At 59.9% G+C, this 15,997-nt stretch carries 16 protein-coding genes; 6 read left to right on the top strand and 10 right to left on the bottom strand.

Going from position 1 to position 15,997, the window contains the following annotated elements; genetic code table 11:
* Window positions 1-214 precede the first annotated feature (214 nt).
* The gene (locus DXD24_RS05780) at window positions 215-592 is read left to right on the top strand and encodes a metal-dependent transcriptional regulator (protein WP_089572084.1); all 378 of its coding nucleotides are present in this window, start codon (window positions 215-217) and stop codon (window positions 590-592) included.
* 224 nt (window positions 593-816) lie between these two features.
* Here DXD24_RS05780 and DXD24_RS05775 read toward each other — a convergent pair whose 3' ends face one another.
* From DXD24_RS05775 to DXD24_RS05755, 5 genes are all read right to left on the bottom strand, one after another.
* Window positions 817-2,769, bottom strand: coding sequence for a heavy metal translocating P-type ATPase (locus DXD24_RS05775; RefSeq protein WP_233502340.1), 1,953 nt, complete (start codon window positions 2,767-2,769; stop codon window positions 817-819).
* A gap of 99 nt (window positions 2,770-2,868) precedes the next feature.
* Entirely contained in the window at window positions 2,869-3,087 is a 219-nt protein-coding gene (locus tag DXD24_RS05770) for a cation transporter (protein ID WP_006235433.1), read from the bottom strand.
* 63 nt (window positions 3,088-3,150) lie between these two features.
* Window positions 3,151-3,516, bottom strand: coding sequence for a helix-turn-helix transcriptional regulator (locus DXD24_RS05765; RefSeq protein ID WP_117563986.1), 366 nt, complete (start codon window positions 3,514-3,516; stop codon window positions 3,151-3,153).
* Between the two features lie 419 nt (window positions 3,517-3,935).
* The gene (locus tag DXD24_RS05760; protein WP_117563985.1) at window positions 3,936-5,126 is read right to left on the bottom strand and encodes a hypothetical protein; all 1,191 of its coding nucleotides are present in this window, start codon (window positions 5,124-5,126) and stop codon (window positions 3,936-3,938) included.
* A gap of 349 nt (window positions 5,127-5,475) precedes the next feature.
* Window positions 5,476-6,444, bottom strand: a complete 969-nt coding sequence (locus DXD24_RS05755; RefSeq protein ID WP_117563984.1) for a 3'-5' exonuclease — start codon at window positions 6,442-6,444, stop codon at window positions 5,476-5,478.
* A 171-nt stretch (window positions 6,445-6,615) separates the two neighbouring features.
* Here DXD24_RS05755 and DXD24_RS05750 point away from each other — a divergent pair, with 171 nt between their 5' ends.
* Window positions 6,616-7,704: a putative manganese transporter gene (locus DXD24_RS05750; RefSeq protein ID WP_117563983.1), complete on the top strand. Its 1,089-nt coding sequence runs from the start codon at window positions 6,616-6,618 to the stop codon at window positions 7,702-7,704.
* Window positions 7,705-7,868: 164 nt separating this feature from the next.
* Here DXD24_RS05750 and DXD24_RS05745 read toward each other — a convergent pair whose 3' ends face one another.
* Together DXD24_RS05745 and DXD24_RS05740 are read right to left on the bottom strand one after the other, a co-directional pair.
* A complete protein-coding gene (locus DXD24_RS05745) occupies window positions 7,869-8,351 on the bottom strand; it encodes a DUF188 domain-containing protein (RefSeq protein ID WP_117563982.1) in 483 nt (160 codons plus the stop codon).
* Window positions 8,352-8,954 carry an HdeD family acid-resistance protein gene (locus DXD24_RS05740; RefSeq protein WP_117563981.1) on the bottom strand — a complete coding sequence of 201 codons (603 nt, stop codon included), beginning with the start codon at window positions 8,952-8,954 and terminating at the stop codon, window positions 8,352-8,354. It lies immediately after the preceding gene.
* Between the two features lie 233 nt (window positions 8,955-9,187).
* Here DXD24_RS05740 and DXD24_RS05735 point away from each other — a divergent pair, with 233 nt between their 5' ends.
* From DXD24_RS05735 to DXD24_RS05725, 3 genes are all read left to right on the top strand, one after another.
* Window positions 9,188-9,859, top strand: coding sequence for a nitroreductase family protein (locus tag DXD24_RS05735; RefSeq protein WP_117563980.1), 672 nt, complete (start codon window positions 9,188-9,190; stop codon window positions 9,857-9,859).
* Between the two features lie 82 nt (window positions 9,860-9,941).
* A complete protein-coding gene (locus DXD24_RS05730) occupies window positions 9,942-10,484 on the top strand; it encodes a histidine phosphatase family protein (RefSeq protein WP_055252053.1) in 543 nt (180 codons plus the stop codon).
* A gap of 17 nt (window positions 10,485-10,501) precedes the next feature.
* Window positions 10,502-11,137 (top strand): histidine phosphatase family protein, encoded by a 636-nt coding sequence (locus DXD24_RS05725; RefSeq protein ID WP_117563979.1) that lies wholly within the window; start codon window positions 10,502-10,504, stop codon window positions 11,135-11,137.
* Between the two features lie 129 nt (window positions 11,138-11,266).
* On the opposite strand, the gene DXD24_RS05720 is transcribed toward DXD24_RS05725, so the two are convergent.
* Window positions 11,267-11,956, bottom strand: a complete 690-nt coding sequence (locus DXD24_RS05720) for a DUF1015 family protein (protein ID WP_117563978.1) — start codon at window positions 11,954-11,956, stop codon at window positions 11,267-11,269.
* Between the two features lie 39 nt (window positions 11,957-11,995).
* Entirely contained in the window at window positions 11,996-13,216 is a 1,221-nt protein-coding gene (locus DXD24_RS05715) for a M20 family metallopeptidase (protein ID WP_117563977.1), read from the bottom strand.
* Between the two features lie 154 nt (window positions 13,217-13,370).
* On the opposite strand from DXD24_RS05715, the gene DXD24_RS05710 reads away from it, so the two are divergent.
* A complete protein-coding gene (locus DXD24_RS05710; protein ID WP_117563976.1) occupies window positions 13,371-14,420 on the top strand; it encodes a hypothetical protein in 1,050 nt (349 codons plus the stop codon).
* Window positions 14,421-14,767: 347 nt separating this feature from the next.
* Here the strand turns inward: DXD24_RS05710 and DXD24_RS05705 are convergent, their stop codons facing one another.
* Window positions 14,768-15,931, bottom strand: coding sequence for a phosphoglycerate dehydrogenase (locus DXD24_RS05705; RefSeq protein ID WP_117563975.1), 1,164 nt, complete (start codon window positions 15,929-15,931; stop codon window positions 14,768-14,770).
* Window positions 15,932-15,997 lie beyond the last annotated feature (66 nt).

Here is a 15,997-nt window from a genome sequence, read left to right as displayed (position 1 = left end):
GGGCTCTCAATGTTTTTATGTCCTGCTCATATCGTCTCTGCCGGCAGCTGGGGACACTCCTTGCGGGGCGTCCCCATTTTGTTTTCGTCCCGCATGTTTTGTGAAACACGGCTAACTTTTAGGCAAAGTAGTAAGACATGGGCAACTTTTGCGGTAAAGTAAATCAAGCAAAAGTATCCAAAGGCTAACTAGCAATCATCGCGAAAGGCGGCCCATGGCCCTACGTGAATCCGGAGAAGACTATCTCGAATCGATCTACGTCCTATCGGAACGTCAGGGCATCGTGCGCTCGATCGACGTTGCCGAATACTTGGGCGTAACCAAAGCAAGCGTCTCTAAAGCCATGGCGGCCTTGGAGAGCACCGGCTACGTGGAGATGGGCAAACGCGACGTGCATCTGACGGAACGCGGTCTTGAGGTTGCCCGTCAAATGTGGGAGCGCCACTGCTTTTTCGTGGGGCTGCTGGAGGATGCGGGTGTTTCGGCTGAGGTCGCGTCGCAAGAGGGCTGCCACATGGAGCACTGCCTGAGCGAGGAAAGCTTTGAGAAGCTGAGGGCGATGCTGGGACGGGACAGCGACCGGGACCAGTAGCCCCGCCAACCAAGTCCAACTCAGACAAGGAACCCCGCCAGCAAGCGATGCCCAAGAACCGCCAGCAACGTTACCGCAGGCCGGGACCGGGCTTGGTTTTTGAAAACACTCCGCAGACCAGAAGCGCCCCCGTTCGTAGCTCCGAAGGAGCAGAACGGGGGCGCTTCATTGGTCGAGGACGTTTTCAAAACCAAGCCCGGTCCCGGCCGGAGGGACCACAGGCGCTACAGGTTCTTGACACCCATCGCGCGCATGGCGTTCAGGATAGCGATGATCGCCACGCCTACGTCGCCAAAGACGGCAAGCCACATATTGGCGATACCCAGCGCTGCCAGCACAAGGATCAGCAGCTTAATGCCCAGCGCAAAGATTATGTTCTGCCAAACAATCGACATGGTCTTGCGCGCCACGCGGATCGCGCGGGAAATGTTGGACGGCTTGTCGTCCATCAGCACCACGTCGGCGGCCTCGATCGCGGCGTCGGAGCCCATGGCGCCCATGGCAATGCCCACATCGGCGCGCGTAAGCACAGGAGCGTCGTTGATACCGTCGCCGACAAAGGCGAGCTTGCCCTTGCCACTTTCGGCCGCGAGTAGCGCCTCAACGCGCTCGACCTTGTCGCCCGGCAGGAGCTGCGCGTGGAACTCGTCGAGACCGAGTTGCTTGGCCACAGACGCTGCAACCTCCTCGCGGTCGCCCGTGAGCATGACGGTGCGGTTGATACCGGCGGCATGCAGGTCGCGAATCGTTTGCTCCGCATCGGCCTTAACGGTGTCTGCAATCACGATGTGGCCGGCGTACACGCTGTCAACGAGCACGTGGAGGATCGTGCCGACAACCTCACAGTCCGGTGCTTCAACGCCGGCCGCGGCGAGCATTTTGGCGTTGCCAACGACGACGTGCTTGCCGTCGATGGTTGCCGTCACGCCGTGGCCCGCGTCGTTGGCGGAGTCGCTCACGCGCTTGGGGTCGACCTCGCCCTGGTAGGCGTCGCGCACGGACTGCGCGATGGGGTGATCGGAGAACGACTCAGCAAGGGCTGCGACTTCGAGCAGCGACTGCTCGGTATAGCCAGCCTCGGGGTGCACCGCGACGACTGAGAACGTGCCGTTGGTGAGGGTGCCCGTTTTGTCGAAGACGATGGTGTCCACGTCGGCGAGCGTCTCGAGGTAGTTGGAGCCCTTGATGAGAACGCCCAGCTTGGACGCGCCGCCGATGCCGCCAAAGAAACTCAACGGTACGCTGATCACGAGGGCGCACGGGCAGCTGACGACCAGGAAGGTCAGGCCGCGCAGGATCCAATCGGACCAAGCGCCAGTCACCAGGCCGCCGCCAAGCGCGAGCACCGCGGCAGCGCCAGTGACGGCGGGGGTGTAGACGCGGGCAAAGCGCGTGATGAAGTTCTCGGTGCGCGCCTTCTTTTCGCTGGCATTCTCCACGAGCTCCAGAACACGCGCGACGGTTGACTCGCCAAAGGGCTTGGTGGTGCGCACGTGGATGAGGCCCGTCATGTTGATGCAACCGCTGATGATATCGTCGCCGGTCTTGGCCGGGCGGGGGACCGACTCGCCCGTGAGTGCGGCGGTGTCGAGCTGGGTTTCGCCCTCGACGATGACGCCGTCGATAGGCACGCGCTCGCCGGGCTTGACCACGATCACGGTGCCGACGGCGATGTCATCGGGAAAGACCTGTTCGAGTGTGCCGTCGGCTTGCTCGACGTTAGCGTAGTCGGGCGCGATGTCCATCATGGCACTGATCGACTTGCGGCTCTTGCCCACGGCGTATGCCTGGAACAGCTCGCCGACCTGGTAGAACAGCATGACGGCAGCGCCTTCGGCCATGTGCGGGTCGGTATCGGGGAAGAGCACCATGGCAAACGCGCCGATGGTCGCGACGGCCATGAGGAAGCTCTCGTCGAAGGCCTTGCCGCGGCGGACGTTATTGAATGCCTTTTGCAGTACGTCGTAGCCGGCAATCAAAAACGGCACGAGGAACAGCACAAAGCTGGCGTAGATGTCGCCCGGGGTGCCGAATGCGGCGGTGAGGGTGCCGAGCTCATCGAGGGCGTACACCACGGCAAAAATGCCCAGTGCTACCAGGATGCGGTTGCGCTTATGCTCAAGGGACTCTTTCTTCTTGCGCTTCTTCTTATTCTTTTTGGGATCGGCGGCTGTCATGATTCAAACCTCTCATTTGAGTGTATGAACACTCGCTCATATAATTTCGCGAGAAAAGGCCGCGGCAAGCGCGGCCTCGCAGGTCAACGTATGCGCGGGTTAGAGAATGATCTCGCAGTCCGGCTCGGCGTCGGCGGTGAACTCAACGACGCGGTCCAGGACCTCGTCGAACTCGGCGTCGTCGGCCTCGAGCGTCAGCTTCTGGGTCATAAAGTTGACCGAAACGGACTTGACGCCATCGAGCTTAGCCAGCTCGTCCTGAAGTTCACGCGCGCAGTTGGCGCAATCGATCTCGTCGAGCTTAAACTGCTTTTTCATGGTGGGTTCCTTTCCCTGTGTTAGCGGTCTGGGTGCCGGCCGCGCTGATACCGTGGTTGATCGCTATTCGCAGATATGGCTCATGCCCTGGTTGAGCATGGTGTAGACGTGATCGTCGGCGAGCGAGTAGAGAATGTTGCGGCCGTCGCGGCGGAACTTGACCAGGTGCGACTGCTTAAGCGTGCGCAGCTGGTGCGACACCGCAGACTGCGAGGTCGCGGTCGCTTCGGCGATGTCAGCCACGCAGAGCTCGCGGCCCATGAGGGCATAGAGAATCTTGATGCGCGTGGTGTCGCTGAAGACCTTGAACAGGTCGGCAAGGTCGTAGAGAAGCTCCTCGTCGGGAAGGTCCTCGGGCGAGCAGGTGGTGGGGACGATCGGCTCGGTGGCCTCGATGTCGGGTTTCGTTTCATCAACGCGGATGCTCATTGCAATATCCTTTCATATGAACATGCGCTCATATAACTTACTTCCGATTATATGAGCGCATGTTCATATGTCAATGATGTTCAGGTAATTCGTCGCACAAAATGATGGGGAATAGTGGACGAGATTCCGGACTGAGCGGTTTTGATAGCCGATGCCGGGGTGGGTGCCCCCGCGCCGTGCAAAAATTGGAGTATTCTGCAACTATAGGGGGTCCGTTAATCTATTCCAGGCCAAATAAAGCCGCTCAAGAGTTATCCAAGGGCGGTAAACAGACAAGGTCTTCCTCAAATGTTGCCTAACGTTCCCGTTCGATAGCGTTTTTGTTTCTCATTTGGATTAACTTGTGGGTGCTGGAGGGCCGACCCTGCTGAATACTCGCAATTTTGCACATCGCTAGGGTACCCACCTTGTTAGTCGGTCTAGCTTCCGGCCCCGAAGATTCTGCCCTCGGGCGCGAGGCTGCTTATTTGGGCAAATGATGGGCTGTCGGATTCGACAGTCTGCATGTCATCGATTGCCGGAACTTCATTTATTGTCGGGTCATCCAGCGCGATACCTTCGAGTGTTGCTTTTTCGAGGTCGATTCGTTGACGATCTTCGGAATCCTGGCGAAGCTGCTTCTGAATTCGCTTTTTCTCTTCTATAAACCTTCTGAGCACAAACTGTCTCAGGTCCTCTTGCATGATTTGAAAGTCTTTTGGCAGACGCGAGGGGCGTATGCCCTCTTTCCGTTGGATCGCCTCCATGACCCTAACGAAAGCGCTGGCATGCATAAAGGAATAACGACTGACGGTGATGATTCCGTATCCCATGGACGCAAGCGCATTCTTGCGCTCCTCATCGATGGCGCGGTCTTCTTCCGCGTCATGATAAAACCCGTTGTATTCAATGTCTGCGCGAGATTTCTTTAGATACGCATCCATAAAGAACTTATTGCGTCTCGTGAGATTCTTTGCGGCAGCGGTGACCTGCACCTCGTAATCGGTCTCAATTCCCTTAATACCAAGCCCTCCTTCGCTTTTGGGCAGCGTTAGCATCATGACAAAGGCCGTTTCCATAGGAGACCGGCATCCGTCGCGCACATATTGGATCGCCTTTCGGGCAAGGGCCAGACCGTCGCATCTGGTAATGGAATTAAAGAACTGTTTTAACCTCTCGGTCGAGGTGAGCGCGAAACGCTCGATATAGGAGGTGGAAGAGTCGGTTCCAAGGGAGTAAACGCCGCACAATTCAAAGTAGTACTCCACCAGTTCGCGAAAAGGGAGATAGGTGGCGGCCTGAAGTGCGCAAAGCTCAACGCCAACAATAAAGATGCCATCTTTGAGCTCTATAAAGCGTGAGTTCGAGAATCGTTTTGACGAAACGTGGCATTGACAGTTCAGTGCATAGCGCGCATTCCTGCGATCAAACACCATTACCTCGAGGCAATCATTTGCGTCGAGAGAAACATCGTGTTTGGTGAGCCATTCTGCGGCTGCGTCAAGGAGCGTTCCGGTGGGACATGATCCATAAATCGCAGCAGGGTTACAGGGCTCGGTGTCTTTCGCAGACGCCGAATGCGCGGCCTGGTAGACCGCTTTTGCAGTGGTATGTGACAATACGATACTCATGGTATATATCGTGTCAGCTAATGCCGTGTTGATGGCGCTGAGTGGGAAAGTCGTTTTAGGGGCCTAACCAAATGCTGTCCAAAAGCTTGACGCAATTATGGGTTGGCACGCCTAAAATCAATGTTATCGCAGCTTAGCTATAGCATATAAAAACTCAATTGCTGCACATTTGATATCGATGCATCACCATCCGACAACGAATTACGTGTCGGGAATTGGCCGAAATCGTTCAAAATGAGGGTTCAGAATTTGTGATGGCAGATCTATCTGTGGAACGTAGGGCGGCCCCGCTGCGGTGTTTCCCACTGCGAGGCCGCTCGTGAGCAAGTAGTGTTTGTCGCAGGCGTTGCTATTTCGCGAATAGGTTCTTGAGGTTGAACTCGGCCTGTACCGTGCGGAGCATGAGGTCGGTGTCGTCCAGACCCAGATGCTGCTCGTTGGCGTCGGGCGCGAGGGTGCCGCGACGGCGTGCCCAGTTCTCGAGCGCGGCGGGGGCGGACTCGCGGGGGAGCGAGCGCGCGTCGGCGTCCAGGCTGCGGCAGATCTGGCGCGAGTCGATGACGATGATCTTACCCGCGCGGCGTGCCTCGGCGTAACCGTCCAGGTGAATCTTGAACCAGCTGTCCTCAAAGGCGGCGTTATGCGCCATGTACGGGTACTTCTTCATAAGCTTGAGCAGCTGCTTTTGCAGCTCCTTGTTCTCGCGGAAGGGCGTTTTGCCGTCGATGTCGTCCCAGGTGATGTGGTGGATATTCGACAGCGGTACATCCTCGCCGCGGTAGATGTCGGGCAGGCCGCAGTAGTGTGCCTCGGCGTCGTGCGGGACGGCGTCGCTGGTGAGCTCCATGATCTCCCAGCCCACGTTGATGATATAGCCGCGCTCGGGTGCACGGCCGGTGGTCTCGATGTCGATACCGAGCACGGTGCCCTGGATGGGTTTGCGGGCGTAGGCCACGCCGAGCGCGTCGCGGTCGCCGCGGATTTCGCGCATAACGGACGCGGCAGTGCGCTTTTGCATCTTGCCGATGGCGGCGCAGGTGTCAGCATCGGACAGGCCGCGCGAGAGCGTCGCGGGCGTCACGTTGCGCAGACGCGCCTCGCCAATCTGGTCGCACAGGTCGCGGTTGCGGTCGGCCAGGTCGCGCACGGTGGCAAAGTCGAAGCCGGGGTCGCCCTCGGCGGTAAAGTACTCGGTCTCGAGCACCTTGAGGGCCTCTTCGCCCTTCTGGCGCTCGGACTCCATGGCGCCGTGATCGCCGTAGATAAACATGGGGATAAACGGCTGGCGCTCGTATTCGAGTGCTTGCGATACGTTCATATGCTACTCCTTGGACGGGCCGCGTTGTGCGGCTCGAGGTTACTGAGTTATGGCGAGATGATAGTTTACCATAGGCAACTATTGGCACCGCGCCCGGGACAACTACAATACCCTAGTTGACCGCTAGGACTTTTACAATGCTGCCGAAAGACACGAAAGGTTCCATCCGTCATGGATTTACTGATTGATATTCTGCTCGACGCCGGCAAGGACACGCTGTCGCTGGTGCCGTTTTTGTTGGTGACGTATCTTGCTCTCGAGACACTTGAGCACGTTGCGGGCGACCGCGTCAACGGCGCTATCAAGCGCGCCGGCGCTGCGGGTCCCGTGGTTGGCTCGCTGCTGGGCATTGTGCCGCAGTGCGGATTTTCGGCCATGGCAGCAACGCTGTACGCCGGCCGTGTCGTGACCTTGGGCACGTTGGTGGCGGTGTTCCTTTCGACCTCCGATGAGATGCTGCCGCTGTTGCTTGCCGAGCAGGTTCCCGTGCAGACTATGGCGATGCTTTTGGCTTCGAAAGCGCTGATCGCACTGGTCACGGGTTTTATCGTGGACGCTGCCATTCGCGGCCTGCGCCGTAACGCCCGCGCGCACGCGGCGATTCGCCGTACCGTGCTGGGAACCGCGGCCAACCCGGCCCACGTGAACTGCGCGCACGACGACCACAGCGGCGGTGACATCATCGACGAGGTGGCCGAGGCAGGCGTGAGCGCCGACCACATCCACGAGCTGTGCGAGCGCGACCATTGCGGTTGTGATGAAGACGAGGACGAGCACGAACACGGACATGGCCACGATCACGGTCATGAGGGCGAACATGAACACCATGATGGTCACGGTCACTCTCACTCCCACGAAGGGACGCCTGTCCTGTCGATCATCCGCAGTGCGATCTCGCACACCGTGCAGGTCTCGGTATTCATTTTTCTGGTGACGCTGATTCTGGTCGCCGTGCTCGAGACGTTCGGCGAGTCCGCGATCGAGCAGTTCCTGCGCGGCAACGAGACACTCGCTGTCCTGGGTTCGGCGCTTGTCGGGCTGATTCCCAATTGCTCGGCGAGCGTGGTCATTACACAGCTGTATCTGGAAGGCGCGCTGCAACTGGCGCCGATGCTCGCCGGCACGCTCATTTCCGCCGGCGTGGGTTATCTGGTGCTGTTCCGCACCAACCGCAGCGCCCGCGAAAATGCCGTGTTCCTGATCATGATGTACGTCATCGGCGCTGGCTGGGGCCTCATCCTCTCCGCCGTTGGCCTCTAAGTAGGCCTAAAAAATGGGCTTCAAATAGCCATGCTCAGCGCCTGCGCAATGCGGCGACGCATGGCATTTTGAAGCCCGTTTTTTGTTGAGCCATGGATTCCGAGCGCTCACACCGCTCAAAACAAAAAGGTAGATTTTAGGCATGTCTCAAAAATCTACCTTGGTTAGTGCAGCAACTCGGTGAGGTTGCGTTTAAAGCGGGCGCGGTCTTCGCTGGTAAATGCTGCCGGACCGCGAGTGCGTCCGCCGGCGCGGCGTACCTTCTTTTCCTCGTGGCGAATAAACAGCTGCATGTCGATAGTCGCCTTGTCGTACACGCGCCCGCGCACACCGATGGCGGCGGCATCGCGCCCGAGCACCATGCTCGCCAAGCCAATGTCCTGCGTCACGACCACGTCGCCCGCCTGCAGGCGTTCGACAATGGCAAAGTCGGCGCTGTCGGCGCCCACGCTCACGTCGAGCGTCGTGACCCAAAAGCCGCGTCGCGCGTGCTCGGCATCGCGCGGGTCGTCGCGGCGAATGTGCCGTTCCAGGTTTTGCGTGCTGTTGCCGGCGATAACAACGGCGACGCCCGCCCGCCGCGCGCAGTCAATCGACTCGCGCGTGACCGGGCAGGCGTCGGCATCAATAAAGAGCGTCTTTGGCATCTAGCGCACCAGTTTGCCAAACTGAATGGCGCGAACAATGAGCGTCACGCCAAACACCAGCAGCGCGGCACCGCTAAAGATGACGAGCATCTTGGCCGACCACAGCGGATAGATAAACACGAACATGCCGGCGATGATGGAAAGTGCGCCGCTCAGGATAGCGAGGGCGCGGTTGGACGAAAGCTCGGACTCCAGAATCGACATGACGCCCTCGACGATCCAGCCAAAGCCGGCGACGACCACCACGAGCGTGGTGAGCGTCGCGGTCGAGAAGGCCTGGTTGCGCAGGATTATGACGCCGCCCAGAATGATGAGCAGGTTGGAGATGATGCTCGTAACGCGCCAGCCGGTGGGCAGCAGCGGCTCGAAAACAGCGGTAAACAGCCTGATCGCGGCCGTGATCACAAAGTAGATGCCCAAGACGGTCGTCAGGAAGACGAGGGATTTGGCGGGCGCAAACAGCAGTGCGATGCCGGCGACGAGCGCCAAGACGCCCGTGATGGCGTAAATCCAGCGCACGGCCTTGACGGCCTTGCCTGCCATGCTTTTCTCGTCAAATCCAAACGCGCTCGATTGCTTGTCATCGTTCTTAAAGATGCCCATGATGTCTCCTTTCCGTGCGGCGTAAGCCGTAGCTCTTGCAACCAGTATCGCCCAAGGGCGCCGTCGCGTGGGGCGGGAAGGGCGAATGGGAGCCTCATCTTCCCGAATTGTTACCTTTGTTCCCGTTTGGATGCGGAATATTCAACAGGTGTGGAACATTGCGCCGCTGTGTGTAATTGCCTACGTTTTAGGTTAGATTTTCTTAAGAACAATTGGCTTTTATTGGGGGTCTTATGAACGAAGCTGTTCCCGCGGCGCCGGTAAGCGCCGAGTCGATGGCAAAGCAGGGTTGCGAAAAGCTTGGCCTGGACACGTTTGACGCGCTGGTCCGCCGCGCCCGTACGTGCCGCCGTTTTGACGAGTCCATGCGCGTGCCGCGCGAGTTTTTGCTCGAGCTGGCGGAACTGGCGCACCTGGCTCCCTGCGGCGCCAATGCTCAGCGTCTGCGTTTTCATGTGGTGAGCGGTGCCGAGGATTGCGCGCGTGTATTTGATGAGCTTGCATGGGCCGGCGCGCTTAAGGATTGGTCGGGTCCTGCCGAGGGCGAGCGTCCGACCGGCTACATCGCGATTCTTGCCGAGCGCGCTGTTCCGGGTAAGCCCGCCGCGCCCATCACCGAGGTCGACACGGGCATTGCCGCGCAGACGATGATGCTCGCCGCTCGCAGCGCCACGCCCGAGGTGGCAGCCTGCATGTTCAAGGCCTTTACGCCCCACGCGATCGATGCTATGGGGCTCGATAACGACAAGTATGAGCTCAAGCTGATCATGGCTTTTGGCGTGCCGGCCGAGACGCAGATGATCGATGCGATCGATTCCAACCCCGACGGCTCAATTAATTACTGGCGTGACGATGCGCAGGTGCACCACGTACCCAAGCGCCCGCTCGCCGACGTGCTGGTGTAGCTGAGCGTCACCGCGGCGTGATCAGACGGTAAACCACCACAAAGGTGCCTGTCCCCTTTGTGGTGGTACGAGGGGAGAGCGTGTGGCAGATCTGTATTTGGTGCGGCATGGGCAGACTGAGCTCAATGTGCAGAGCATTTTGCAGGGCTGGCACGATTCGCCGCTTACGGCGCGCGGGCGCGAGCAGGCGCTGACGGCGCGTACGGCGTTTGCGGCGCGTGGCGTGGCCTTTGATCATGTGTATTCCTCGCCGTTGGGCCGGGCGCGGCATACGGCCGAGCTTATCGTTGGCGAGGGCCGTTCCATTGAGCTGGTCGATGACCTGCGTGAGTGGCATTTTGGCTCGCTGGAGGGCACATCAAATCGCGAGATGCCGCCGCAGCCCTGGGGCGATTATCCGGTGGCCTTTGGCGGCGAGTCGGAAGTGCAGCTTCAGTCGCGCATGGTCGCGGCGCTGTCCCGTATTATGGCCCGGCCGCAGCACGACTGCGTGCTGGCGGTTTCCCACGGCTCAGCCTGCCAGGAGTTTCTTGAGTATGTGACTGGCGGGGGAGAGCTACCCGACAACGGTGCCGTGCTTCATTTTGGCTATTGCGACGGGGCGTTTTCGCTCTTGGGTTGGTAACGAACGAAAGGACCCCTATGAATAAAGATCTGTATCTGGTCCGTCATGGACAGACGATATTCAACCTTAAGCGTATCATTCAGGGGTGGAGTGACTCGCCGCTTACGCAGTTGGGTTGCGACCAGGCGGCGCGCGCCGGCATGTTTTTACGTGCGCGCGGCATTGAGCCCGATCATGCCTACACCTCTACGCTTCATCGCACCGAGCAGACTATCGCCAACTTGTGGCCGGGCTTGGCGTACGAGCGCCTGGACGGCCTGCGTGAGTGGTTCTTTGGCGACTTTGAGGCCGAGCGCGTGATGCTTATGCCCGAGCGCCCGTGGCGCGACTTCTATCGGCAGTTTGGCGGCGAGGGCCAGATCCAGGTGCGCACGCGCATGGTGGCGACGCTGACCGATCTTATGCAGCGTCCGGACCATACGTGCGTGCTCGCGGTAAGTCATGGCTCAGCTATCAAGGAGTTTTTGGACCACGTGCGGGGCGCGGCGGCCGACGAGCGCGAACGCGTGCCGGGCAACTGCTCAGTGCTGCATTTTGCGTTTGACGATGCGGCCGATACGTTTGAACTGGTCGAAGTCTTTACGCAGGAAGACTACGCGCGCGAGCTGGGGCTAGAGCCGCTCGTGGCGGCGGCAGGTCCGCAGCGTGGATAACGCTGACGTTGCGGCCCGGTTTACCGGCGTAATTGTTTGATGCGAAAAGGGCGGAGGTGCATGCGTTTGCTGCATCTCCGCCCCTTGTTTGTTTGGATGCTGGGTTTTCCAGCTTAGCGTTTGAGTTCGCTAGAACCGTGAGACCTGGTGAGTGAGCAGACCCGTCGGAACCTGCGGCGCGCTGCCGCTGACCTGCGCGGCGGGGAACAGCACGGCTACAGCAAAGTTGAACGGCTCTTTGCCAGAGTAGGCGCCGGCAGCGCGGGCCTCGTCGGCCAGAATCTGCGATGCCCCAGCCAGTGCGGCGACATAGGCGGAGTCACCGGCGAACACCGGGTCGGGCGCCTGATCGAGCATGGCACGGATGGCGGCAACGGCGTCCTCGCGCTTGACCTCCCACACGCGATGTGTGACGCCCGCGGGATCGGTGACGGCGTAGAGCGATGCGCCCTCTTTGGCAGCGCTCAAAATGATATCCATGACGGGCGACGCCTCGTAGGCGAGCGACACGGGGCGCGGCTGCACCTTAAGCTCGGCGATCGCGCGCGCGGCGGCGAGTGCGTCGACGCTCTCGGCGGCAGCCTCGTCGCTACCCGTCAGTACGTTAACCGGGCAAATCGCCACGACACCCGTCGCGCGACCCGGCTCGCCCGAGCATTCGTACACGTAATACGCCGCGCCTGGATCCTTGAGCATTAGGCCGTCAGCAATGGCGCCGCGCAGGGCGTCGTTGCCGCTCAGGATACCGCCCATCGCAGGCAGCGCCTCGAGCACACGGTCCTGAGCCGGGCGGATGCAGGGAAACGGAAGTGCTTTCATGGGCGGTCCTAACGCGCGAGTCGGTTTGTTCGCGGCTTATTATGCCCCAACTTGGCCGCTTGCGTCCCAGAGCGTGTTATCGGCAAGCGCGATGAGCACGTTTTGGCAGCGAACGATATCGGCATGGGGCACATACTCGTCGGGCTTGTGTGCGAGCGCCAACGAGCCGGGGCCGTAGCTCATACAATTGCGGTTGCCTGTCTTGCCGGCAATGACGGCGGTATCGGTGTAGCCGGTAAAGAAGCCGACGGTCGTGTCCGCGTCCGTTACGTCATCGGCGGCACGCTTGAGCGCTGCTAGAAGGGGAGAGTTCGGGTCGCGCTCGATGGCGGGGCGGTCGCCCGTCACGGTGTAGCTGCCATGGCAACCGGGAACGGCGGCTTCGGCGACGGCGATGGCATGCTCGACCATATTGATTGCGGCGGCCGTATCGGTCGGCGGGGTCAGGCGCATGTCGACCCAGACTTTGGCGCGGTCGGGTACGACGTAGGGGCGATATCCGCCCTCGATTTGGCCAAACGTGATGGTCGAAGGCCCCAGCTCATCGTGCGCGGGCAGCGCCGCAAACGCGCGACGAAGCGAACACATGACCTCGGCCATGGCGGCGACGGCATCCGCGCCCTTCCAAGGCTGGCTCGCATGCGCCGTCACGCCAGCCATTTCAATCTCGAACCACGTACGCCCCTTGTGCGCCACCTGGATCTGTCCGTCGGTGGGCTCGGTGTCCAGCACCCATTCGCGCGAGCTGACCCAGCCAGCATCGATCGCGGCCTCTGAGCCGCGCATGAAGTCTTCCTCGTCGACCGAGCAGATGAGCGAAAAGCCGCGGCGTGGCAGCGCGCCATCCGCCGCCACGCGCTCGAGCGTATGGACCAGTGCGGCAATGGCGCAGGCCAGGCCACCCTTCATATCGCAGGCACCGCGGCCATAGAGTTTATCGTCGCGCACAACCGCCCCAAGCGGTTCGATGTCTGCGTCCCAGCCATCGCCCAAGGTGACGGTATCCATGTGGCAGATATAGATCAGCCGCGGCTCGTCGCTTTGGCCCGGCACGGTGACTTTAAGGTTGCGGCGCCCGGGCAGCACTTCGAGCTCCTCAATCTGCACGGCATCGAGCGCAGAACTATCAAGTTGTGCCAGCTGCTGCTCAATGAGCCTCTTAATGAAGCGCTCAATTTCATCCTCATACGCGCCCGGGTCTGAGCTGTCGATCCGCACAAGCTCCTGCGCAAGCCGCCAGGCAAAATCCTCATCAACCATATGCAACCTCACAATCAGTTTGCTTTCCAAACCGATTGTAAGCCTCCTGAGAGATCCGCGACGTGGGCGTGGCAGTATTTACCGTTCGCAGGCCGAGCCAGCGCGTTTGCCGTCCGGGCGGGTTCACAAGCGACGCAGCGGGTACGTACCCTTCATGGACGACATGCTGTGCGACATATCTGCCTTTCGGTATCACCGGATACCTCCACAGGTCTTGGCAATAATGCCGGACCTGCCCGATTCTGCGGACGATCCGCGCAGGGAGCACCTATGTGAGCATCCGCTCGTCACGCATTTCCTGGGCACCCCGTTACACGTGTTGGCGCAGGGCAGCTGCGGACGTAAGGGCGATCGCATTGTCAGGCATGTTTGGAACGGGGAGAGGCCGTTTGATTCCGTGCGGCAGACGGAGTTTGGCCTCGATGTCGCGTCCCCGCTCTTTACCCTGCTGACCCTGGCTTCCTCGGTCTCAAACGAGCGTCTGATCATGTGCATGTATGAGATGTGCGGCACCTTTGCCGTGTGCAAGATTGCGCCTCAGGTAAAGTCGGCACTTGAGCAGGCATACGGGGGCCGGTGGGGTGACGCACGGTCGGGCTGGGAAAACGTAAAGGATACCTCGGGGAATCCAACAGACTTGTGGAAACGACCTCCCTTGATTGAGCTCTCTGAACTTACCGAGTACGTCGATAAGATCCCGGGGCTCCGCGGCGCTAAATCGTTCACGCGTGCCGCGAAATGCATTACGGGGGTGGCGGCATCGCCGCTCGAGGTCCAGGCTTCGATGCTGTTTGGCCTTACGAGGTTGCGCGGCGGCGAAGGGCTGCGCCTTACCAATAACGTCGAGATTCGCTTGACGCGCAGTGCCCGCCTGATTTCGGGGCTTGATAGGCGCTATGCCGATATCCTGCTGGCAAATAAGGACGGCAGCAGAGAGTGTCTGGTTGAATGCCAAGGTAAAGCCATTCACGGATCCATAGAATCCAAGATTTCGGACTCCGATCGAACGACGGCCTTGCAAGCCATGGGATATCCCGTCGTTCTGATGACCTATGGTCAGCTGGCCGACTTCGATGCCTTCCGCGTGGTGATGGAGCTCATCATGTCCTATCTCGATGTGCCGCTGAAAGACAAGACGCCGCGACAGCAGGAGCTCGAACGGCGGCTTCGTGAGGAGATTTTTATCGATTGGGCAGGAATGTAGCCGCGCGGGTGGAAAACGGTCGCGCGGACTAGAGTTTTGGTCACAAAAAGACTTATATTTCGCCTTGGAGGGGCCTTAAAAATGCTATCTAGAATAAGTTGTTTCGGAAAATGGACAGTCAACTTACATTCGGCACATAGAGATCGATTTTTACCTACTAAAGTCCCTGATAAAGCTGTTTATCAAAGCGGGTGTGCTTAGCGACTTGAGCCTCACTATCGATTATCTGAAAAAACTTGTTCTGGGTATCATTTTAAAGTCGTCCGGAGCAACAAAATCGGCCCCCGTTTCGTGAAAACGGGGGCCGAATGGGCTTCGTGGTCTGTCTGGCAGGATTGGCGCCGGCGCTATTTAATCACGCGCACACGATACATCGACGGAATTTGCTTAAGTGCCTCGATCGTGCTGCCGTCCAGGTGCTCATCGGTGTCGAACATGGTGTAGGCGTTCTCGCCAGCGGACTCGTTGGTCATGCGCTGCACGTTGGCGTTGTCCTTGGCGAGAATGGCCGTGATCTGGCCGATCATGTTGGGCACGTTGGCATGCAGGCAGGCAATGCGGCTTGCGGCGCGCGCCTTGCCCATGCTGCAGGCGGGGTAGTTGACGCTGTGCGCGATGTTGCCGTTTTCCAGGTAATCCTTGAGCTCGCTGATGGCCATGTCGGCGCAGTTGGCCTCGGCCTCGCCGGTGCCGGCGCCCGAATGCGTGGTGATAAACGTGTTGGGCATCTTGACGGTCTTGGGCGTGGCAAAGTCGCAGCTAAACCAGCTGAGCTTGCCCGCGCGCAGGGCGGCGTCGACGGCGTCCTCGTCAATGATGGTCTCGCGCGCGTAGTTGATGAGCACGGCGTCCGGGGCCAGCAGGTCGATCTGCTCGGTGCTGATCATGCCGATGGTATCGGCCTTGCTGGGCACGTGCACGGTGAGGTAGTCGCAGCCGCGGCACAGATCCTCGAGCGTGCCCACGCGCTGCACCTCGCGGCTCAGCACCCACGCGTGCTCGACGGAAATGAACGGATCGTAGCCGTAAACGTCCATGCCCAGGTCGACACAGGCGTTGGCGACCTTGGAGCCCACGTTGCCCAGACCGATGACACCGATGCGCTTGCCCTTGAGCTCGCGGCCCACAAAGGCCTTCTTGGCCTTTTCGGCATCGACCTGAATCTCGGGGTCGTCGGCGTTGTTGCGCACCCAGTTCATCGACTGCACGACGCCGCGGCTCGAAAGCACCAGCATGCCCAGGACGAGCTCCTTGACGGCGTTGCTGTTGGCACCGGGGGAGTTAAAGACGACGACGCCCTTCTTGGCGTACTCCTCGACGGGGATGTTGTTGACGCCGGCGCCGCAGCGGGCGATGGCGCGGATGCCCTCGGGCAGCTCGTGGCCGTGCAGGTCGGTGGAGCGCATCAGAATAGCGTCGGCCTCCTCGGCGGTGCCCACAAACTCGTAGCCCTCGCCAAATTCGACTTTGCCGTCCTTGGTAATGTCGTCGATGGTTTTAATCTTGCGCATGAAAAACTCCTTAGCGGATTTGTTTATAACAAGTGGTTTGAAGTGGCTGGTCGGCCCGCTCGTTGC

Origin of the sequence: Collinsella sp. TF12-2AT (assembly GCF_003436735.1) — a bacterium.
Taxonomy (GTDB): domain Bacteria; phylum Actinomycetota; class Coriobacteriia; order Coriobacteriales; family Coriobacteriaceae; genus Collinsella.
Note: the sequence above shows the minus strand (reverse complement) of the source record. Positions and strands in the feature narration are given on the sequence as shown.

Coding starts and splice junctions, on each gene's coding strand:
- DXD24_RS05750 (WP_117563983.1), top strand. CDS start 6,616: ATGGATTTACTGATTGATATTCTGCTCGACGCCGGCAAGGACACGCTG.
- DXD24_RS05720 (WP_117563978.1), bottom strand. CDS start 11,956: ATGAAAGCACTTCCGTTTCCCTGCATCCGCCCGGCTCAGGACCGTGTG.
- DXD24_RS05745 (WP_117563982.1), bottom strand. CDS start 8,351: ATGCCAAAGACGCTCTTTATTGATGCCGACGCCTGCCCGGTCACGCGC.
- DXD24_RS05725 (WP_117563979.1), top strand. CDS start 10,502: ATGAATAAAGATCTGTATCTGGTCCGTCATGGACAGACGATATTCAAC.
- DXD24_RS05715 (WP_117563977.1), bottom strand. CDS start 13,216: ATGGTTGATGAGGATTTTGCCTGGCGGCTTGCGCAGGAGCTTGTGCGG.
- DXD24_RS05775 (WP_233502340.1), bottom strand. CDS start 2,769: ATGACAGCCGCCGATCCCAAAAAGAATAAGAAGAAGCGCAAGAAGAAA.
- DXD24_RS05710 (WP_117563976.1), top strand. CDS start 13,371: ATGGACGACATGCTGTGCGACATATCTGCCTTTCGGTATCACCGGATA.
- DXD24_RS05780 (WP_089572084.1), top strand. CDS start 215: ATGGCCCTACGTGAATCCGGAGAAGACTATCTCGAATCGATCTACGTC.
- DXD24_RS05760 (WP_117563985.1), bottom strand. CDS start 5,126: ATGAGTATCGTATTGTCACATACCACTGCAAAAGCGGTCTACCAGGCC.
- DXD24_RS05735 (WP_117563980.1), top strand. CDS start 9,188: ATGAACGAAGCTGTTCCCGCGGCGCCGGTAAGCGCCGAGTCGATGGCA.
- DXD24_RS05765 (WP_117563986.1), bottom strand. CDS start 3,516: ATGAGCATCCGCGTTGATGAAACGAAACCCGACATCGAGGCCACCGAG.
- DXD24_RS05755 (WP_117563984.1), bottom strand. CDS start 6,444: ATGAACGTATCGCAAGCACTCGAATACGAGCGCCAGCCGTTTATCCCC.
- DXD24_RS05770 (WP_006235433.1), bottom strand. CDS start 3,087: ATGAAAAAGCAGTTTAAGCTCGACGAGATCGATTGCGCCAACTGCGCG.
- DXD24_RS05705 (WP_117563975.1), bottom strand. CDS start 15,931: ATGCGCAAGATTAAAACCATCGACGACATTACCAAGGACGGCAAAGTC.
- DXD24_RS05740 (WP_117563981.1), bottom strand. CDS start 8,954: ATGGGCATCTTTAAGAACGATGACAAGCAATCGAGCGCGTTTGGATTT.